Genomic DNA, 20,112 nt, shown 5'->3' with positions numbered 1-20,112 from the left:
GGGGCGCGTTCGAGCGGTCCTAGGGGCTGACGGCGTGACCGAAAGCCCCCGACTCGTCCGACTCGGGACTCACCATGATCCGCACGCTACCCGACGCCGGTCACGCCCGGAAAGGACCGTCCGAAGCCAACTTCAGGACGTAGTTGGCGATGCGCCGCGCCCGCGTCTCCGGCTTCACGGCCTTCTCCACGTTCAGCAGGATCTGGTACCGGTTGCTGCGACTCAGGGCGTCGAACCTCTCGGCGGCCACCGGCGAGGCGTCCAACGCCGCCCGCAGGTCGGCGGGCACCTCGGCGGTGCTCTGCGGCGCGTACGCGGCACCCCAGCGGCCGTCCTCCTTGGCCTGGTCCACCTGTGCCAGACCGGGCGGGCGCATGCGGCCCTCCGCGATCAGCTCCTCGACCCGACCACAGTTGATCTTCGACCACGGGCTGCGCTTGCGCCGCGGCGAGAACCGCTGGGCCCACCACCCGTCCGGCACGTCCCCGGAGTACGCCTTGCCGTCGATCCAGCCGTAGCACAGCGCGACGTCCAATGCCTCCGACCGGGTGATCGACGGCACGGGCGTGCCCTTCTTCGGCAGTGCCACCCACACCTCGGTCGACGATTCGTGGTTCGCCTCCATCCAGTCGGTGAACTCCTCGATCGTCTCGCAGCGCAGCGCGGTGTCCGCCATGTCCCAACCCTTTCCGCAGAACCTTTCCCCGAGTGTCCCATCGGCACACCCGTCGGCAGTGCGGCGCCGACGACCCGCGTCGACGCCGCACGCCCTTCACGCCGCCGAGTCCGCCAACACCGCGGTCGGCCGCTCGGCGGCCGACTCCTCGGCCGCCGCCTTGACCCGGGTCAACGTCTGGTGGATCCCGTCACGGAGTTCGCGCGTGTGCACGTCGTGCCCGCCCAGCACCATGTTCGCGAACGACGCCGTGCGCTTGCGCTGCCCCCGGCTCTGCCCGGACACGTCCCACCGCTCGGTCAGGACCGTGCCGCCGTTGCCGTCCGGCTCGAACCGGTAGCTCCACCGCACGCCGTTGGTCGTGGTGTGGAACGCGAACGACCGGCCGCGCTCGGACTCCTCGACCAGGTTCGACGTCACCCACTTGACCCAACCGCGCCGGTTGACGCCGGTGAACCGCGCGCCCACGCCCCGCTCCGGGCCGCGCCACGTGCACTTGCGGCACTCCGGGCTCCACTCGCCCATCCGCGTCACGTCGCTGACCAGGTCCCACACCAGCTCCGGCGGTGCGTCGATCGTGATCGACACCTCCTCCGGCCGGTACCCGGCGGGCAGTGCGCCCTTGCGCGCCAGTCGTGCGCCGTGCTTGCGCGCACCGCGCAGCTCGGCCAGGTACGGGTAGTGGTCCACCTGCATGGTGTGCCGCTGGGACGTCACGTACCGCTTGGCCAGGTTCTCCTTGTACCGCTTGATCTCCCGGTCCATCTCGGCCGGCGGCGGCAGCGCGGCGCTGCCCTGCAACAGGTCCGCGACCCAGTGCGACTGCGCCTCGGCGAGCACGGTCGTCGCGCCCAACGGCTGGAACAGGCCGATGAAGTACAGGCCGGGGTGGCGTGGGTCCACGACCCGGTGGTACAGCGACACGTCGTTGTCCGTCGGCGCGATCACCGACGGGTCCAGGAACGGGAACCCCACGCGGTACCCGGTGCAGTAGATCACCGAGTCGACGACCTCGCTGCTGCCGTCCGTGAAGTGCACGGTGTCGCCCGCCAGCCGCTCGACGTTCGGCTTCACCGCGATGTCGCCGTGCCCGAGCTTGGGCAGCAACGTCTCCGACACCGTCGGGTGCGAGTTGAACAGCCGGTGCCCCGGCACGGGCAGGCCGAAGTCGGTCACCTTGCCGATCGTCAACCGCAGCAGCCCGGCCATGATCCAGCGCTGGACCTCGCGCGGCAGCACCGTGGTGAGGAACGGGTTGATCAGGTCGTCGCTGGCCTTGCCGAACATGAACTTGGGGAACACGTACCCGCCGCGCCGCGTGGACAGCAGCGTGCGCGCGGCCACACCCGACGTCTCCACCGCGATGTCCGACGCGGAGTTGCCGAACCCCACGACGAGCACGCGCTTGCCGGCGTACTCGTCGGGCACCTTGTAGTGGTGCGAGTGGATCTGCGTGCCGGTGAACGTGTCCGCGCCCGGGAAGTCGGGCAGCTTCGGGTCGGAGTGGTGCCCGTTGGCCACCAGCACGGCCCGGTACCGGCGCACGGTCTCGACGCCGGTGTCGCGGTCGCGGGCCGTCACCGCCCAGCCGCCGTCGACCGGCTCGACGTGCGTGACCAACGTGCGCAGCGAGATCGCGTCGCCGAAACCGAAGTGGTCGACGAAGTCGTCCAGGTAGCGCGCGATCAGCTCGTGGTCGGGGTAGGCCGGGTAGTCCGCCGGCATGGGGAAACTGCGGTACTCCGACAGCTTCTTCGACGTGTTGATGTGCAGCGACCGGTACGACGACGACAGGCCGTTGTCGTTGAGGTAGCGCCAGTTCCCGCCCACCTGGGACCCGGCCTCGTAGCAGTCGAACGCGATCCCTCGCTCGTCGAGCACCTGGCAGGCGGCAAGCCCCGACCAACCTGCTCCGATGACGCAGACGCGGTCCATCTTCGGTCTCTCCTCGTGTTCAGCGCCGCAGGAGCCGTTCCAGCGGGTCGGTGACGTACTCGCCGCCCTCGGTCACCCGCGCCCGGCCGCCGATCGCCGTGACGATCGCGTGCGCGGTGCGGACCAGGACCCGGCCGACCGCCGAGTCGATCGCGCCCGCCAGGTGCGGGACGCTCGTGCCGTAGTCCACCCGGTACTCGACCTCGCTGCCGCCCTCGGGCAGGTCGGTCGCGGTCCAGGAGCCCATCAGTCGTTGGAAGTCCCCCTCGATCTGGAGGAACTCCAACCGGTCCGGGTGATCGGCCGACCGGCGGACGGCCTGCGTCCACGTCGCCGTGCCGCCCCGGAAGGCCAGCACCCACTCGCCCCGCCCGCTCACCGACACCAGGTCGGGCGCGTAGGTGGGGAAGTCGGTGTCGCGTTCGAGGAACGCGACGACCTCGGCGGCCGTGGCGGGCACCTCGGCCCGCAGCGTCCGGGTGGTCATCGCCCCTCCTCGGAGGACGGCCGCAGCACGCTGACGGCCTGGTAGTGGGTGGTCCGCAGCATGGGATGGCTGGCCTCGCCGAACACGCCGCCGGTCAGCCCCGGACCGCCCTGGTTGGGCAGGAACGGCAGGAAGCCGGAGTGCGAGTCGTTGACGCGCAGGTTGCCGCCGTTGCGCGTGGCCGCCAGGAACCGGTCGATCGCCGCCTGCCCGGTCGACCAGAACGAGTTGCGCAGGCCGTAGGCGTTGCCGTCGACGAACTCCAGCACCTCCTCCAGGAGGTCCTCGTCCGACGCGGCTTCCGGCACGATGACCGGCAGCAGCGGGAAGAACGTCTCGTCGCGCACGACCGACAGCGACCGCGCGTCCCGCAGGCCGTCGATCCGCACGATCGTGGGCTCGACGAAGTACCCGGTGTCCGACGGTGTGCCGTCGACCTCCAGCCGCCGTCCGCCGTGCACGAGCCGCGCGCCCTTGGTCAGGGCCTCGGCCAGGCAGCCGGTGAACCAGTCCGCGCCCAGTACGGGCGTGAGCACCACGTCCGGGTCCTCGGGGAAGCCGGGCGTGATCACCCGCGTCGCCTCGACCAGTCGCCGGATCAGCTCGTCGGCGATCGCCGGGTGCGCCACGACCTGGTTGGGCACGTTGCAGATCTGGCCGGAGTTGAGGAAGAACTGGGTGATCGTCTCGACGGCCGCGTCCAGGTCGGCGTCGTGCCACACCACGCAGCAGTCGTTGCCGGCCAGCTCCAGGATCGGCTTCTTGCCGGCCGCGATGGCATCGCGCTCGAACTCCAGGCCCTTGCGGCTGCCGCCGAAGTACAGGACGTCGTCCACGTGCTCGCTGGCCAGCCACTTGTCGAGGGAGGGCGCACCGCAGAACGCGTTGAGCGTGCCGGGCGGTGCCCCGAACTCCTCCAGCACTGGCGCGACCACTTCGCGCATCGCGTACATACAGCTCAACGCCACGCCGCGCGGCGCGCGGACGACGACCGTGTTGCCGGACAGCAGCGCGATGAGGCCGTTGAGCGCGTTGGGCGTGGCCGCGTTCTGCGGCGGGTTGATGCAGACGACGCCGTCGGCGAGCCGGCGCAGGATCATGTCCCGGTTGCCGTCGGAGCGGCGGACCTCGAGCTGCTCGGCGCACCACCGGATGGTCTCGGCGCTCCAGCTCGTGTGCGGGATGCCGCCGACCATGCCCAGCGCCGCCGACCGCGGCACGCCCTCCTCGACCAGGATCTCCACGAGCGGGTCCAGGTGCTCCAGGATCCGCCGGGCGATCCGGAGGCCGATCTCGACGCGCTCCCCGACCGGCACGCGCGCCCAGGCCGGCTGTGCACCGGCGGCGGCTTCGAGGGCGGCGTCGGCCAGGAGGTCGTCGGCGACGACGCACGCGCCGACGGCGATGTCGCCGACCTCGTCGGGCGTGACGAGCCCGCGATCGAGATCCTGTTTCGCGCGCAGCGCCGGAAAAGTATCCGTCAGCAGCGCTCGGGCGGAGATCGTGTGGACGTACCGGACGTTGTCGCCGAAGACGTCCCGGCCGCCGATGTAAGCCGGGTATAGGCCGAACCTCACGTCGCCCCCTTCGCTCGAAGTCGCTGGTCTGACGCTTGCGGCCAGCCTATTCGCGCGTCGGCGAAAGGAGCAATGGAAAAGCGATAACCGCTTCTTATCGAGGCGATTTCCCCGGTTCTATCCTATGAGTATTCCGGTCGTTTTTCGAGCTGATAGCGGTCGAGGAGTTCGGTGCCGATACGGGCCAGTTCGGCGCGTACGGAATCGGGTTCGACGACCTCGACACCGGCGCCCCACCCGGCCAGGTTGCGGGCGATGTCCAGCGGGGTCGGCGCGGCCACCCGGACCCGCGCCCGGCCGTCGGGCAGTTCGGCCTCGACCGCGCAGTGCCGGCCGAAGTGCGACCGCAGCACGGACACGTACCGCGCGTCCACGAGCACCGTGGCACCGGTGCGCGACCGACGGGACTCGATCTCGCCCACGATCCGCTCCCACTCGCGGGCGAGCACGAAGTCGTCCGGCCGGGGCGCGGGCTCGTCGGTCTCCTCGGCGGCCGAGATCCGGTCGACGCGGAACGTGCGCGGCCCGTCGTCGGTGCCCGCGAGCAGGTACCAGGTCTCGTCCTTGTCGACCAGACCCCACGGGTCGACCGGGCGGCGCGACGGCGTGCCCGACCGGCCCGAATAGCTCAGTACGACCCGCCGCCGCCGGATCACCGCGCGCTGCAGGAGCGTGACGACCTCGGGCCTGGTCGGCTCGCGGTCGCCCCAGCGCGCGGGGTCGATCAGCAGCGCGTCGGCGGCTGCCGCGGCGTCCGCCCGGAATCCCTGGGGCAGGGCGCGCAGCAGCTTGCGCAACGCCGCCTTGGCCTCGTTCGACACCGCCGCCGCCGGTCCGACCAGCAGGAACAACGCCTGGGCCTCGGGCGCGGACAACCCGCTCAGGTCCGTGCGCGCACCGCCGACCAGCGACCAGCCGCCGCCACGCCCCGGCTGCGGGTACACCGGGATGCCCGCCGCCGAGAGCGCCTCCAGGTCCCGGCGGGCGGTCGCGACGGACACCTCCAACTCGGTCGCCAGGTCCGCCGCCGTCACCCGATGGCGTGATTGCAGGAGGAGAAGTGCCGCTACCAGCCGGTCGGCGCGCATCTGGGTCCGGATTCTCTGCCAAAGTGCTCGGTTGATGAGCACTTTAGACCGGACGATGGAGTCGTACGGTCAGTCGAGGAAGGAATCACCCATGTTGCGCGGTCTCACCACCATCAGCTACTACGCCGACGACGTCGTCGAGGCGCGGGACTGGTACGCGAAGGTGCTGGGTGTGCCGGCCTACTTCGCGCGGCCCGAGGAGGGCACGCCGTCCTACGTCGAGTTCCGGGTCGGGGACTTCGAGCACGAGCTGGGCATCGTCGACCGGAAGTTCGCGCCGCACGACACCGCCGGCGGCCCGATCACCTACTGGGCCGTCGACGACCTCGACGCGAGCCTGGAGCGCCTGGTCGCCCTCGGTGCCACGCCGCACCGCCCGCCGACGGCGTACGGGCCGGGGTTCGTCACCGCGTCGGTCGTCGACCCGTTCGGCAACGTGCTCGGCCTGATGTACAACGAGCACTACCTGAGCATCGCGAGCGCCAAGGCGTGACGCGGTCAAGCCGCGTTCCAGGCACCGCGCCTAACGTGCGCCCGATGGGAGACACGTTGAAGGTGCCGGGCGCCCGCCTCTACCACGAGGTGTCCGGAACGGGCCCGGTGCTGCTGTTCATCGGCGGCGGCACGTCCGACACGTCCAACTACGACGGCGTCGGCCCGCACTTCGCGGACCGCTACACCGTCGTGAGCTACGACCGGCGGGGCAACTCCCGCAGCACGCTGGACGGCCCGGCCGGTCCGCAGCGGATCGAGGAGCACGCCGACGACGCGATCCGCCTGATCGAACACCTCGGCACCGGACCGGCCGACGTGTTCGGCAGCAGCTCCGGCGCGCTGATCGCGCTGGACGTGGCGGCCCGCCGCCCGGACCTGGTGCGCCGGGTCGTGCCGCACGAGGCACCCGCGTTCACGCTCACGCCGGACGAGGACGCGCACCTGGCGATCCTGCACCGCGCGGCGGCCGAGTTCGAGCGGGCCGGTGCGGCGGCGGGCATGGCGGTGTTCGGCAACGGCACGGGCGTGCCCGACGAGTTCGCCGACGCCGGACCCGAGGCGCTGGAGGCGTTGCGGCGCATCGAGGGCAACGCGCCGTTCTTCTTCCGGCACGAGATGCTCCAGTTCGTGGCCTACCGCCCGGACCTGCCGGCGTTGGGCCGCCACCGCGACCTGCTGGTGCCGGCGGTCGGCGAGGAGTCGGTCGACACGCCACCGGTCCAGGCGATGCGCGTGCTGGCCAAGGAGATCGGCACGGAGGTCACCGCGTTCCCGGGTGGCCACGTGGGCTACCTCCAGCGGCCGGTCGAGTTCGCCGCCCGGTTGGCCGAGGTCCTGACCTGATCCCGGGTTCGACACCGAAGCGCCCCGCTCCGCCCGGGGCGCTTCACCAGTGCGCGGCGCCGGCGAACGACGTGGGCCCCGGGTCGTAGCCGAGGCGTTCACGGGCCTTCGTCAGGTCCAGGGTGCGTTCGTGCGCCAAGTGGCTGATCGCGTACCGGGTCAGGCGTGGTGGCGTGGACTTCCGCGCGGCACGCCAGACCCGTTCGGCGACGGTCGCGAGCGGCCACGCCAGGTTCGTGGGCAGGTGGCGGGTCCGCACGTGGCCCAGACCGCGCTCCCGCAGGAGGTCGCGGAGAGCGTCCACGAGCACGACGGGTTCGGCGTCGGCGACGTTGTAGACGCCGGGCGGACCCGTGCACGCCAGGACCGTCGCGTCGACCAGGTTGTCGATCGACGTCAGGGACTGCCTGGTGCGGCCGTCGCCGACCAGGATCAGCGACCGGCCCCGGATCGCGGCGAGCACGCGGGGGAGCAGGGTCGGGTCGCCCGGACCGTAGACGGCGTGTGGGCGAAGGACGACCGTGTCGGGCCTTTCCGCGACTACGCGTTCGGCTGCGGCCTTCGTCGCGCCATAAGGGGTCAGGTAACGGGCGACGGGTGCTTGGTCTTCCGTGGCGTCGACTGTCGGCGTGAACGGGTCGTAGACGCTCGCGGACGAGATGTGCACCAAACGCGCCCGGGGCCACGTACGCGTCACGTGCCGGGTCCCGTCGACGTTGACCCGACGCACCTGCCCCGCGCCGCCCCAGTCGGTGACGGCCGCGGCGGCGTGCACGACGACGTCGACCTCGGGCGGGTCCGCCAACGGGCCGGTCGTGATGTCCCACGCGCGCGAGCCGTACGCGTGCACCTCCCAGCCGCGCGCCTCGGCGGCCCGGCGGACGGCGCCGCCCACGAACCCGGTCGCGCCGGTGACCGCGATCCTCACCGGCCCACCGCCGCGCGCAACGCCACCCGGTCGACCTTGCGGTTGCGGGCGGTGCGCGGGAGTTCCGGCACCTCGACGACCTCGTCCGGCAACGCCGACACGTCGATCACCCCCGGCAGCGCGGCCCGCACCCGGTCGGCCAGGCCCGGCCGCTCGCCCGGCCGTGCGAGGAGCACCAGCACGATCCGCTCGTCGCCGATCTCGTCCGGCACGCCGACCAGGACGGCCTCCGCGACGCCGGGCAGGCCCGCGATCGCGGGCTCGTACAGACCCGGGTACACGTTGGTCCTGCCGCGCAGGATCATGTCCTTCTTGCGCCCAATCAGCACGAGCCGGTCGCCGTCGAACCGGGCCAGGTCGCCGGTCGCGTGCTCGGTCAGCGGCGGCCGGCCCAGGTAGCCCCGGCACAGGTTCGGCCCGGAGACCAGGAGTTCGCCGTCGTCGGCCAGTCGGGCGCGGACGCCGGGCAGCGGCACGCCGAGCAGGTCGCCGCCGTGCGCGATCTTCTCGTCGCCGGTGGCGATGGCGACCGGCAGGATCTCGGTCATCCCGTACACGGCCAGGAATTCCACGTCCGGCAGCGCGGCACGGGCCCGTTCGAGCAGCGGCGGCAGCACGGGCGCCGAGCCGAGGAGCACTTGGCGCAACGACCCCGGCAGCGCGACACCGCTGTCCAGGATCACGGCCAGGTCGGCGGGCACGAGGAACGTGTGCGTGGCGCCGTGCAGACCGGCGGCGAGCGCGGCCGGGTCGGCGGCGGGCGCGAACCCGTACGGCGGCATGGTCCAGTGCGCGCCCGCCACGAGCGCGGGCAGTCCGAGCATCATCTGGTCGGTGTGCACACGTGAGTCCGGGCCGAGCGCGCATCGCGTGGCCAGCACGCGCAGCGCCGCGCCGAGCGATCCCCGCGTGTGCACCACGGCTTTCGGCTCGGCCGTCGTGCCGGACGTGAACACGACGACCGCCTCCTGGTCGGGGTCCGCCGGCGGCGGCCGGAGGTGACCGGCGACGGGTGCGGCGAGCCGCTTCGTCGACACGGCACCCCGGGGCACGCCCGGCAGCCAGGGACCGGACCTGGCGTGCCGCACGGGCAACGCGCCGTAGTCCGGCAGCAGCACGCCCCTCCGGCGGGCGACGGCCCGCAGCGGTCCGGGCGCGCTCACCGCGTACAGCAGGGATTCCGCCGCCGCCCACCCCGGACCGGCCAGGGCGCAGCGCCGGGCGAACAACTCGGGACCGCCGCCGGGGTCGACGAACACGACCGTGCCGCCCGCGGCCACCGTGCCCAGGGCGAGCACGATCGCGTCCGGGCCGGGGCGGACCGAGAACAGCATGCGGGTGCCGGGCGTGAAACCGTTCTCCGCCAACCGGTGTGCGGTCGCGAGCACCCGTTCGGCGAGCTGCCGGTAGGTGAGCGTGCGGCCCTTCGCGGTCACGGCCGGCGCGTCGCCGTGCTCGCGGGCCGCGTCGAGGACGTCGACGAGCAGGTCAGGCACGGCGCACCACCAGGCGTTCGTAGTGCGGGACGAGCACCCGGCGTGCCGCCTTACGCTCCACAATGGACACCGGTGCGGCGCTCAGTACGGCGTCCAGGAACGCGCGGATCTCCGCGTCGGCCAAGGGCATGCCCAGGCAGAAGTGCGGCCCCGCGCCGAACCAGAGTTGCCGCACCGCGTGCGGGTGCGGCCGGTCCGGGTCGAACGGACCCAGGGCGCACGCCGAGATCGTCGCGATCACCACCCGGTCGCCCCGGCGGACCGCGACCGGCCCGACCCACGTGTCGACCGCGACGCTGCGCAACATCACCGGCGACGGCACGGTGACCCGCAACGCCTCCGCGACCACGTCGCCGGTCCGCTCCGGTTCGGCGAGCAGCCGGGTCAGCCAACCGGAGTCGTGCAGCAACGCGACCAACCGGGGGATGTAGGACACCAGCGTCTCCGTGCCGGTGAGCACGAACGCGGCCACGGCGCCGAGCGCCTCGTCCTCGCCGAGCCCGAGTTCCCGCATCCGTCCCGGCACGGTCGACGGGTCGCCCTCGGCGTACGCCTTCGCGGCCGGGGTGGTGAGCGTGCCCAGCGCGGCCCGGGCCCGTGCGACCTGGGCCGGTCCCAGTCGCGGCCGGCCCAGCCGCACCATGCCCGTGATCGCGGACCCGGCGTCGGCCGCCTGCCGGGCCTGCGCGGCATCGAGGCCGACCAGCCCGCAGATGACCGCGCCGACCAGGTCGCGCACCACGGCCACGAGGTCGACCTCGTGGCCCGAGGCCAGGTCGTCCCGCAGCCGGGACAGCGGCCCTTCGCCGGCCCGTGCGCACAAACCGGCCACCGCGCGTGGCGTGAACAGGCCGGACAGCTTGCGGCGCAACGCCACGTGCGCGGCGCCGTCCATGTTCAGCAGCACCGACGGGCCGACGACCGGTGTCCACAGGTCGGCCGGCGATCCGGGCCCGGTCTTGGTGAACTTGGCGGTGTCGGTGAGGACCTCCTTGGCCAGTGCGGCATCCGAGACCACCACGCCGACGCGGGGCACGCGCACCGCCGGTCCGAGCAGGGCGATGCCCCGCAGCAACGGGTACGCCACCGGGTGCGCGGCGAGCTGGAGCCTGGTCTCGGGGGTCATCGGATGTCCACGTGCTCGGGCCGGTAGCGGTGGTCGGCGTACCAGGCGAGCGTACGACGCAGGCCCCAGGCGAGCGCGCGACGCGAGGAACCCCGGACGACGACGTCCCGGCGCGGCCCGTAGGCGGTGGTGTGCCGGCGGACCGCGTTGACCAGCGCGCGGTCCTCGTGCACGTCCTCGATCCTGGTCCGCGGGAAACCGCCGCTGAGCGTGTACAGCTCGGCGGTGACGGCCATGTTGCAGCCCGCCGTCATCACGTACGGGCCGAGGTAGCGGGGATCGCGGTTGCCGGGCCGGATCCTGCCGAACAACCCGGCGACCTCGACGGCGGCGACGAGGACGCCGCGTTCGACCGCCGAGAGCCCCTCGTCGGTGCGGGGCAGCAGCCGCCCGGAGACCAGGCGCAGACCCGACCCGAACGCGGCCTTCACGCGCGCGGTCCAGTCGGGTGCGGGCAGGCAGTCGGCGTCCGTGCGGGCCAGCCACGTGGCACCGTGCGCGATGGCGTGCCGCATCCCGGTGTCGGCGGCGGCACCCGTGCCTTTCTCCGGCTCGTGGACGATCTCCAGCCTCAGCACCGGGTGGCGTGCGGCGAAAGACCGGATCACATCCACAGTGGAATCCGTCGACGCGTTGTCCACCACGACGAGGGTGAAGTCCCTGTCGTCCTGCGCGGCCAACGCTTCCAGGGTCGCGGTGATGCCGCGTTCCTCGTTGTACGCGGGCACGACGACCCACAGCGCGGTCACAGCCGGATCACCACCATGCCCAGGCTGACCCCGCCGGCCAGACCGACGAGCGCGACCAGGTCACCCGGACCGCACCGGCCCAGCCGCTGCGCGGTGGCCAGTTGCAGCGGCAGGCTCGCGGACGCCACGTTCCCGTGCTCGGGCAACGTGATCACGAGCCGGTCGGTCGGCACGCCCAGGCGTTCGGCGAACACGCCCAGGTACGGCAGCGAGACCTGGTGCACGCAGATCACCGCGAAGTCGGCCCAGGTCAGGCCGAGCCGGTCGAGCGTGGCGTCCAGCACGCCGCCGCCCAGCGACAGGAACGCGGACTTGAGCCGGGCGCCGTCGAGGTCGAAGTAGGTGTGCTCGGGGTCGCGCGGGTGACGTGATCCACCGCCGGGCAGCGTGCCGACCTCCCACTGCGTGGAGTCGGCGGTGAACCCGCTGCCCAGCACGCCGTCACCCGGCGTGAGCAGCAGGGCCGCGCCCGCGTCGGACAGCGTGTACCCGGGGAAGGCGCGCAGGAACGCCTGGAGGCTGTCGACGTTCCACCGCACGGCACGCGAGGGTGACTCACCGCTCGCGATCAGCACCCGGCGGTAGCGGCCGGTGGTGATGAGCGCGTCGGCGACCTCGATCGCGTTGAGCACGCTGTTGCAGGCGTTCTTGACGTCCATCACCGGGCACGACAGCTCCAGCTTGGCGGCCACGATGTGCGCGGTCGCGGGCTCGACCATGTCCTGGCTGGCCGAGGCGAACAGCAGCAGGTCGACGTCCGCGGGCGCCGTGCCGGTGTCGGCGAGCAGCTTGCGCGCCGCCGCCACCGCGAGATCCGACGCCTGCTCGTCGTCGCGCATGACGTGCCGCGACTCCACCCCGGTCAACCGCGTGACGAGACCGGCGGGCGGTGTGAACGGGCCGAGCCGGCGTTCCACCTCGGCCGTGCTCATCCTGTGTTCGGGCAGGTGCACCGCGACACCGGCGAGTCGTGAACCCACTACACCACCTCCAGCCGTGCACGCTATACACGGGTTGCCTGGGGTACCTGGGTATTACTACTCGATTGTGCAACGCGACACGTCGACCGTGACCGGAAGTGCCCGCGCGCTCACCGTCCACTGAGGTTCGCGCCCTCGACTCCGGGAAGCAGGGCACCGCCTCGGCGCCGGAGCGGCGCCGAGGCGGTGGGCAGGGGAGAGAAGGTCAGTCGACCGGCAACTCGCCGACGCGGCACTCGCGGACGCCCACGGTGTCGCGGGTGATCGCTTCCACGTTCTCGCGCGCCTTGGTCGGGTCGGCCACCCACGTGCGGTAGAAGTCGAAGGGGCAGTCTGCGAGGCCGTGCTCGCCGTCGCCCGCCGCGTGCACGCCCGAGTAGCCCCGGTGCAGGAGTTTGAACAGGTGGTTCTGGGACTGGTCGTACCGGCGCGCGTCGCGGATCGCCGACAGCGACAGCTGCGCGTACTGGATGCCGTACTCCTCCTCGCCGGTCTCGCCCAGCGTGCGGCCGTCGAAGCCGATGACCGCCGAGTGGCCGAAGTAGGAGTAGACGCCGTCGAACCCGGCGGCGTTGGCCACCGCCACGTAGCAGTTGTTGGCCCACGCCATGGCCTTGGCCATCAGCACCTGCTGGTCCTTGGCCGGGTACATGTAGCCCTGGCAGCGCACGATCAGCTCGGCGCCCTTCATCGCGCAGTCGCGCCAGATCTCCGGGTAGTTGCCGTCGTCGCAGACGATCAGGGAGACCTTGAGGCCCTTGGGTCCGTCCGTGACGTAGGTGGTGTCGCCGGGGTACCAGCCCTCGATCGGGCACCAGGGCAGGATCTTGCGGTACTTCTGGACGATGTGCCCGGCGTCGTCGATCAGCACGAGCGTGTTGTACGGCGGCTTGCGCGGGTGGTCCTCGTGGCGTTCGCCGGTGATCGAGAAGACGCCCCACGTGCCCGCGTCCCGGCAGGCCCGGGCGAAGATGTCGGTCTCCTCGCCGGGGATCGACGAGGCCGTCTCGTACATCTCCTCCGGGTCGTACATGATCCCGTGCGTGGAATATTCCGGAAAGACGACCAGGTCCATGCCCGGCAGGCCGGTCTTCATGCCGACCACCATGTCCGCGATCCGCCGCGCGTTGTCGACCACCTCGGCCCGCGTGTGCAGCCGGGGCATCTTGTAGTTCACCACCGCCACGCCGACGGTGTCGGGTCCGGACGAGATGTCGCCGTGTCGCATCGGTCCTCCTTGGTCGGGAGTGTCCGCGTTCGCCTTCACTGGCAATATCTTCAGCTGAAACTAATTTGGGTCCGCGTCCGAGTCAAGGGCTACAGGCGGGTCACGACGTCGAAGTCGTAGCCGTCCGCCGCCGCCAGCTGCACGTGCTGGCGCGCGTCGCGGTCGCGGAACTCGACGGTCCCGCGTGGACCGTGGTAGGCGAGACCGTCCAGTGCCGCGGTGACCTCCGGCAGGCGGTCGGTGCCCGCGCGGCGGACCAGGAGCGCGAGTGTGCGCAGGCCCTCGTAGCAGGACTCGGCCGCGTTGTTCAGCGGCGGTGCGGTCGGGCCGTGCAGGGCGACGTAGCGCCCGACGAGGTCGAGCGCGTCGGGCGACACGGCCGAACGGAAGTAGGCCGCCGCCGCGAACAGGTTCCGGTTGGCCTCGGCACCGGCCGCCAGCAGCGTGTTCTCCTCGACCAGCGGACTGAACCGGACCACCCGCTCGTCCAGGCCGCACGCCGCGAACCGCCGGTTGAACTCGACCGCGTCCTGGCCGACCAGGAACATCAGCACGCCGTCGCACGGCGTCCGGGCGACCCGGCGCACCAGCCCGTCGGTGGCGCCCGAACCCAGCCGGACGAACGCCTCGCCCGCGATCCGCAGCCCGAGTTCCCGCGCGTAGCGGCGGACGGCGGCCGTGGACGCGCGGGGCCACACGTAGTCGTCGCCGACGACGAACCAGTTCCGCACGCCGATGTGGTCGCGCAACCACCTCAACGCGGGCGCGATCTGGTCACGCGGGGTCTCGCCGCAGCACACCACGCCCGGTCGGCGTTCGCCGCCTTCGTAGAGCGAGGTGTAGACGTAGGGGACGCGCCCGGCGACCACCGGCACCAGCGCGTTGCGCACCGACGAGATGTGCCAGCCGCTGACCGCGTCGATCCGGCCCGCGTCCAGCAGCGCGCCGACCTCGGCCGCCACGTGGTGCGGCGCGCGTCCGCCGTCGACCACCTCGATCGCCACCGGCCGGCCCAGGACGCCGCCTTCCGCGTCGAGTTCGCGGGCGGCGAGTTCGGCGACCGCCTCGCACGACGGGCCGTACAGCCCGGCGGGTCCGCGCGACGGGATCACCATGGCGATCCGCCACGGCTGCTCCCGGCCGGTTCCTGCCATCCGGACGACCACGTCCCTCGGCTGTCGTTTCGTGGGGCGAGTCTTACAATCGGCGGCGGACGTCCGCAAGAGGGAGGGCCGGTGCGCGAGCCGCTGACCAGTGCGCTCACCAGGGCGGTCCGCGCGGTGACCGGCCGGGTGGAGGAAGTGCTGCGCCCGGAGGGGCTGACGCTCGACCAGTGGCTCGTGGTCGCGGCGCTGGCCGACCGGCGCGGGCTGACGATGAGCGAGCTGACCGCCTGTACGCCGGCGAGCGGGCCGACGTTGACCCGGGTGGTGGACAAGCTCGTCGGCCGGGCGTTGGTGTACCGGGAGGTCGATCCGGAGGACCGCCGACGCGTGCGCGTGTACCTGGGTCAACGCGGTCGGGCCCTGTACCGGCGGGTCTCGGTCAAGGTGGACGAGGTGGAACGCGACCTGCTGGGCCGGTCCGGCCCCCGGGCCCTCGACGTCCTGAACCGCTTGGCGGACGACGCCCCCTGACTGTCCTCTGTGGACTGTTGAGGAACGGTTGAACGCCCGGGCGCGGCGGGGCCCTGGTCGGCTACCGTCGGCCTGCCGGAGTTCTCCGGTGATCGGACTCATCCTTTGGGGGAAGTGCTGTGTCCATCAAACGTGTTCTCACGACGTTGGGCGTCGTGGTCGCCGCCGTGCTCGCGATGGTGACGGTGTCGACCGGTACCGGTTTCGCCGAGCCGACGTCCGCCCAGGCGCCGGTCGCGGTTCCCGGTGGCGGGATGTCCGCGCTGGTGACCTACCACTGGGACTGCCCCGGCCTGGTGTGCGAGCGGGCCATCCCGCCGTTCCCGGGCGGCACGATGAGCATCGACGTCGATGCCAACGGGCAGGGCAAGGGCACCTGGCTGATCTTCAACAAGTGGAACGACCAGCTCTGCCGCACGGAGTTCGACCTGGTGGCACCGGCGCAGTCGTGGACCTGCGGCTACCTGGAACCGGGCAACTACCGCCTGTTCCTGGTGATCAACAACTATCAGCACACCACGTACTCCTGGATGGCCGCCCGCTGGTAGCCCCTACGGATCGGAATCCGTAGCACCTAAGGGATTCTCGAGGGCTCTGTACGGATGTGAGTCATCCCGAAAATCGAGATCCTCATCCCATGACCACAGCTCTCCGCAAGAGGACCCCGCCGATGGTGCTGGTGGCGGTGGTCGCGGCCCAACTCCTGGCCACGACCGCTGCCACCGCTGCCGCCGCACACGGTCCGCGCGACTTCGAGGTGCAGAGCTATGACGGCTCGGGCAACAACCGGGCCCATCCCGAGTGGGGCAGAGCCGGCGAGGCGTACCCGCGCGTGGCGCCAGCGCACTACGCAGACGGGATAGGCGCGCAGGTCGCGGGTCCGGCACCGCGCCGCGTCAGCAACCGCGTGTTCGACAGTCGCGGGCAGAACCTGTTCTCACCGCGCGGGGTGAGCCAGTGGAGCACGGCGTGGGGCCAGTTCGTGGACCACACCTTCGGCCTGCGGGCCAACTCGGCGGAGCGGGGCACAGTCCGCTTCGACCCGGCCGACCCGCTCGAACGCTTCACCAGCGACCTGCCGACCATGCCGTTCTCCCGCAGCACGGTGGTGCCGGGTACGGGCGTCACGACGCCGAGGCAACAACCGAACACCCTCGGCTCCTATCTCGACGCGTACGCCGTGTACGGCGCCGACCCGGCCCGCCTGGAGTGGATGCGCGAGGGTCCGGTGGACGGCGACCCGACCAACAACGGCGCGCGCCTGCTCCTGCCCGCCGACATGCTGCCCCGCCGCGACGCGCGCGGCGACACCACGACCGCGCCGGGAATGGACACGGCGTTGGGTGCCACCGCACGCCTGGCCGTGGCGGGGGACATCCGCGCCAACGAGAACATCGCCCTGCTGGCCGTGCAGACCCTGTTCGCCCGCGAGCACAACCGCATCGTCGCCCGACTGCCAGAGGCGCTCGGCGAGGAGACCCGCTTCCAGTTGGCCCGCCGCGTGGTGATCGCGACCCAGCAGTGGATCACCTACCAGGAGTTCCTGCCCAGCCTGGGCGTGAGGCTGAAGCCGTACCAGGGCTACCGGCCGACCGTGGACGCCGGCATCGGCAACGAGTTCGCCACCGTCGGCTACCGCGCACACAGCATGGTGGCCGACGAGATCACGGTGACGACGGAGGCCACCCGCTACCCGGCCGAGGTCCGGGAAACCCTGCGCGCACAGGGCGTCCGCATCACCGACCTGGCCGACGGCCGCCTGGAACTGACCGTGCCCCCGTCGATCATCATCTTCAACCCGGATCTCCTGGACCGCCTCCAGCTGGGCCCCGTGCTCCAGGGCTTGGGCGCCCGCCCGCAGGCCCGCAACGACGAGCTGATCGGCGACGTGGTCCGCAGCGTGGAACTCCGCTCGCCCGACTGCCCGCCCACCTGCCTCAAGGCCGTGCTCGACATCGCCGCGTTCGACATCGAACGCTCCCGCGACCACGGCATGCCGTCGTACAACGACCTGCGCCGCGCCTACGGCCTGACACCCAAGCCGACGTTCCGCGCCATCACCGGCGAAGCCACCGAGTCATTCCCCACGGACCCCGAACTGACCCCGGGTGCGGAGATCGACGACCCGAACTCCCTGGACTTCGTCAAGCTGTACGACGCCAGGGGCGCAACACTGGAACCAGGCACCGAAGCCGCCAAGACCTCGGCGGTAAGGGGAGTCCGCCGCACCACCACAGCCGCACGCCTGAAGGCACTCTACAACGGCGATATGTCCACAGTGGACGCATTCGCGGGCATGATGTCCGAACCTCCGGTCCCCGGAACCGAGTTCGGCGAACTGCAACTGGCAATCTGGAAACGCCAGTTCGAAGCCTTACGCGACGGCAACCGCTTCCACTACCAGAACGACCCCGTGCTCTCCCTGCTGAACCAGCGCTACGGCATCGACTACCGCCAATCACTGACCACCCTGATAGCCAAGAACACCGACATCCCCCGCAACCACCTACCCCAGAACCCCTTCTTCACCCACTGACCCACCCTGGACACCGCCGACACCAGGCACCACCGACACCAGACCCCAGCCCGCAGGCCCTCCACCCACACACACACACACACACAACCCAACACGCCAATGGCCCGATCACACGACCGCCAAATCACCCGCCCCCCGAAGACCTCACGATCACCCGGAAGAGCAAGACCGCCTCCGACAACAACGACGACCCACCCCACCCGACAGATCTACGATCCCAGCTGTGCGTAGTCGTTCGTATCTGATGATCCTGTTGGGCTGCCTGGGTTTGGTATGCCTGGCCTGGCTGATGTGGGCAATGCGCCACACCCCACCCCCGAGCCTCCCGGTGATGGTGCTGGTCATGCTCATGGCGATAGGACTCGCAGTGGTCCCCTGGGCCGTGCTGGTCTCGGCACGGCTGGCCGACGAGGAGGCCCGAGCCCTGCACCTCCGAGGCGCCTTCGTGGCAGCCTGCACGGTGACGGCGGGAATCTGGATCTCGCTCGTGGTGATCCGCCGGGAGTCCCATCTCCAGACGGCCACGGCGATCGTGTCCGTACTCGCCGCCGGCGCGGTGCTGCTGGTGGGTGGAGTGGCACTGCCATGGCTGTTCCTCATGGCACGCACCCTGACCCGCGAGCGCGCGGCACGCATCAGGGCCGAGGAACGCAGCGAGATGGCGGCGCACCTGCACGACTCGGTGCTCCAGTCACTGACCTTGATCCAGAAACGCTCGGCACAACAGGAGGTCCGCCGACTGGCCCGCAGCACCGAACGCGATCTGCGTTCGTGGCTTTACGGCACGAAAACCGACGACCCGGACGACTTCGCCATGGCCGTCACCGCCACGGCGGCCACGATCGAGGACACGTTCGCGATCACCGTCGAGGTGGTCACGGTCGGCACCTGCCGCGTGGACGAACGAACCTCAGCCGTGGTCGGAGCCATCCGCGAAGCCTTGACCAACGCGGCCCGACACTCGGGCGCCGACAAGGTGTCCGTCTACGCGGAGGTGGTCGACATCGAGATGTTGGTACTGATCCGCGATCGTGGACGCGGCTTCACGAGGAAGGACACCACTTCGGCACACCACCGGGGCATCGCCGACTCCATCGAGCACCGCGTGCGCCAGTACGGGGGAGTGGCCGCGATCCGCTCCACCCCCGGCGAGGGCACCGAGGTGGAACTACGGATGATCGTGGCGCACTGACCCCGGTCGGCCCTCCACAGCAGCATGCACGGGGACATCCACAACAACATCCACAGGGGCATCCACGAGGACCTCGGCACGATGAACGGTCCATCGAGCCGAACTCACCACGGGATTCGGTGGCAACCGCCACCATCCTGTGATGACCTCGTCAGGGGAGGACGAAGTGCGGGTCAGGGTATTCGTGGTGGACGACCACGCGGTGGTGCGGTCCGGTGTCAGAGCTGAGGTGGGGGATCGGGTCGACATCGTCGGCGAGGCGGATGACGTCGCCTCGGCAGTGCAGGGCATCCGGGCACTCGAACCCGATGTCGTGCTGCTCGACGTCCACCTGCCAGGCGGCGGCGGACGGGCCGTACTGGACGACGTGGCCACCGCCTATCCACAGGTGCGGTTCCTTGCCCTGTCGGTGTCCGACGTGGCGGAAGACGTCATAGCGGTCATCCGGGCGGGCGCACGCGGTTACCTCACCAAGGCCGTGTCCGGCCCCGAGCTGGTGGACGCGATCATCCGGGTGGCCGCCGGCGACGCATGCTTCTCCCCGAGACTCGCCGGCTTCGTGCTGGACGCCTTCCGCGGCGGCCCGTCCACCAGCCCCGACCCCGATTTCGACCGCTTGACCCGTCGCGAACGGGACGTGCTGCGCCTCGTCGCGGCGGGCTACACCTACAAGGAGATCGGCACCCGCCTGTCGATCTCGGCCCGCACGGTCGAGACCCACGCGGCGGCCGTCTTACGCAAACTCCAACTCTCCGACCGTCGGGAACTCACCCGCTGGGCCGCCGACCGCCACCTGGTCTGAGGCGAGGACAACCGACACACCGCATCGCCGCCGCACCGCGCCAGGTGCGGGGTCGGGTGGACCGGGCCGCGAATTTGTTGCGGAGCCGCACGAGCAACGGACCGGGTGCGTGACCCCTCCGGTCGGAACGAACCCCGCCGGTTGCAGCCGGAACGAGCCGCATGGCCGGAGCGGGTCGCACGGCTGGAGCGGACCGCATGGCTGGACAGAACCACGCCGGCTGGGTCGATGGTGTCGAGACGACGGATCGGGGACCGGGTGTCGGAGACGTCCGCGAGAACGCGGGCGATGGCGGGCCGCGAGGTGCGGACCCCGGGCGACGACATCCAACTCGAAC

19 protein-coding genes are annotated in these 20,112 nt (G+C 71.3%); 7 read left to right on the top strand and 12 right to left on the bottom strand.

The genetic code is table 11. From position 1 onward, the window contains the following. Positions 1-100: 100 nt before the first annotated feature. The 5 genes from F4559_RS23195 to F4559_RS23175 all read right to left on the bottom strand — a co-directional run bounded on the left by F4559_RS23195 (position 101) and on the right by F4559_RS23175 (position 5,763). Positions 101-676 (bottom strand): YdeI/OmpD-associated family protein, encoded by a 576-nt coding sequence (locus tag F4559_RS23195; RefSeq protein ID WP_184671964.1) that lies wholly within the window; start codon positions 674-676, stop codon positions 101-103. A gap of 96 nt (positions 677-772) precedes the next feature. After that, on the bottom strand, positions 773-2,611 hold the full coding sequence (locus tag F4559_RS23190; protein WP_184671962.1) for an NAD(P)-binding domain-containing protein: 1,839 nt from the start codon (positions 2,609-2,611) through the stop codon (positions 773-775). 19 nt (positions 2,612-2,630) lie between these two features. Beyond that, positions 2,631-3,098 carry a type II toxin-antitoxin system RatA family toxin gene (locus tag F4559_RS23185; protein WP_184671960.1) on the bottom strand — a complete coding sequence of 156 codons (468 nt, stop codon included), beginning with the start codon at positions 3,096-3,098 and terminating at the stop codon, positions 2,631-2,633. Further along, complete coding sequence (locus F4559_RS23180; RefSeq protein WP_221447356.1) at positions 3,095-4,675, bottom strand: aldehyde dehydrogenase family protein; 1,581 nt, start codon at positions 4,673-4,675, stop codon at positions 3,095-3,097. Before F4559_RS23180 ends, F4559_RS23185 begins: the two co-directional genes overlap by 4 nt. A 122-nt stretch (positions 4,676-4,797) precedes the next feature. Further along, complete coding sequence (locus tag F4559_RS23175; protein ID WP_184671959.1) at positions 4,798-5,763, bottom strand: helix-turn-helix transcriptional regulator; 966 nt, start codon at positions 5,761-5,763, stop codon at positions 4,798-4,800. A gap of 91 nt (positions 5,764-5,854) precedes the next feature. On the opposite strand from F4559_RS23175, the gene F4559_RS23170 reads away from it, so the two are divergent. Together F4559_RS23170 and F4559_RS23165 are read left to right on the top strand one after the other, a co-directional pair. Continuing rightward, positions 5,855-6,256 carry a VOC family protein gene (locus F4559_RS23170; RefSeq protein ID WP_184671957.1) on the top strand — a complete coding sequence of 134 codons (402 nt, stop codon included), beginning with the start codon at positions 5,855-5,857 and terminating at the stop codon, positions 6,254-6,256. Between the two features lie 44 nt (positions 6,257-6,300). Beyond that, positions 6,301-7,101 carry an alpha/beta fold hydrolase gene (locus F4559_RS23165; RefSeq protein WP_184671955.1) on the top strand — a complete coding sequence of 267 codons (801 nt, stop codon included), beginning with the start codon at positions 6,301-6,303 and terminating at the stop codon, positions 7,099-7,101. 43 nt (positions 7,102-7,144) lie between these two features. Here the strand turns inward: F4559_RS23165 and F4559_RS23160 are convergent, their stop codons facing one another. From F4559_RS23160 to F4559_RS23130, 7 genes are all read right to left on the bottom strand, one after another. Continuing rightward, positions 7,145-8,029: an NAD-dependent epimerase/dehydratase family protein gene (locus tag F4559_RS23160; RefSeq protein WP_184671954.1), complete on the bottom strand. Its 885-nt coding sequence runs from the start codon at positions 8,027-8,029 to the stop codon at positions 7,145-7,147. Then, positions 8,026-9,525, bottom strand: a complete 1,500-nt coding sequence (locus F4559_RS23155; RefSeq protein WP_184671952.1) for a class I adenylate-forming enzyme family protein — start codon at positions 9,523-9,525, stop codon at positions 8,026-8,028. Before F4559_RS23155 ends, F4559_RS23160 begins: the two co-directional genes overlap by 4 nt. Then, complete coding sequence (locus F4559_RS23150) at positions 9,518-10,651, bottom strand: cytochrome P450 (RefSeq protein ID WP_184671950.1); 1,134 nt, start codon at positions 10,649-10,651, stop codon at positions 9,518-9,520. Before F4559_RS23150 ends, F4559_RS23155 begins: the two co-directional genes overlap by 8 nt. Then, entirely contained in the window at positions 10,648-11,400 is a 753-nt protein-coding gene (locus F4559_RS23145; protein ID WP_184671949.1) for a glycosyltransferase, read from the bottom strand. Before F4559_RS23145 ends, F4559_RS23150 begins: the two co-directional genes overlap by 4 nt. Then, complete coding sequence (locus F4559_RS23140) at positions 11,397-12,380, bottom strand: 3-oxoacyl-ACP synthase III family protein (RefSeq protein ID WP_312865784.1); 984 nt, start codon at positions 12,378-12,380, stop codon at positions 11,397-11,399. The genes F4559_RS23145 and F4559_RS23140 overlap by 4 nt, the downstream gene beginning before the upstream one ends. A 205-nt stretch (positions 12,381-12,585) precedes the next feature. Next, the gene (locus tag F4559_RS23135; protein ID WP_184671947.1) at positions 12,586-13,608 is read right to left on the bottom strand and encodes an aliphatic amidase; all 1,023 of its coding nucleotides are present in this window, start codon (positions 13,606-13,608) and stop codon (positions 12,586-12,588) included. Between the two features lie 89 nt (positions 13,609-13,697). Further along, positions 13,698-14,762 (bottom strand): substrate-binding domain-containing protein, encoded by a 1,065-nt coding sequence (locus tag F4559_RS23130; protein WP_246445318.1) that lies wholly within the window; start codon positions 14,760-14,762, stop codon positions 13,698-13,700. An 81-nt stretch (positions 14,763-14,843) separates the two neighbouring features. On the opposite strand from F4559_RS23130, the gene F4559_RS23125 reads away from it, so the two are divergent. The 5 genes from F4559_RS23125 (at position 14,844) to F4559_RS23105 (ending at position 19,775) form a co-directional block, all read left to right on the top strand. Continuing rightward, positions 14,844-15,245: a MarR family winged helix-turn-helix transcriptional regulator gene (locus F4559_RS23125; protein ID WP_184671946.1), complete on the top strand. Its 402-nt coding sequence runs from the start codon at positions 14,844-14,846 to the stop codon at positions 15,243-15,245. 119 nt (positions 15,246-15,364) lie between these two features. Next, positions 15,365-15,793, top strand: coding sequence for a hypothetical protein (locus F4559_RS23120; protein WP_184671944.1), 429 nt, complete (start codon positions 15,365-15,367; stop codon positions 15,791-15,793). 89 nt (positions 15,794-15,882) lie between these two features. Continuing rightward, positions 15,883-17,781, top strand: coding sequence for a peroxidase family protein (locus F4559_RS23115; RefSeq protein ID WP_184671943.1), 1,899 nt, complete (start codon positions 15,883-15,885; stop codon positions 17,779-17,781). Between the two features lie 223 nt (positions 17,782-18,004). After that, positions 18,005-18,973 carry a sensor histidine kinase gene (locus F4559_RS23110; RefSeq protein WP_184671941.1) on the top strand — a complete coding sequence of 323 codons (969 nt, stop codon included), beginning with the start codon at positions 18,005-18,007 and terminating at the stop codon, positions 18,971-18,973. 142 nt (positions 18,974-19,115) lie between these two features. Further along, positions 19,116-19,775, top strand: a complete 660-nt coding sequence (locus F4559_RS23105; RefSeq protein WP_184671939.1) for a response regulator — start codon at positions 19,116-19,118, stop codon at positions 19,773-19,775. Positions 19,776-20,112 lie beyond the last annotated feature (337 nt).

It is taken from the genome of Saccharothrix violaceirubra (assembly GCF_014203755.1).
GTDB lineage: Bacteria > Actinomycetota > Actinomycetes > Mycobacteriales > Pseudonocardiaceae > Actinosynnema > Actinosynnema violaceirubrum.
This window is presented reverse-complemented; position numbering and strand designations above follow the sequence as displayed.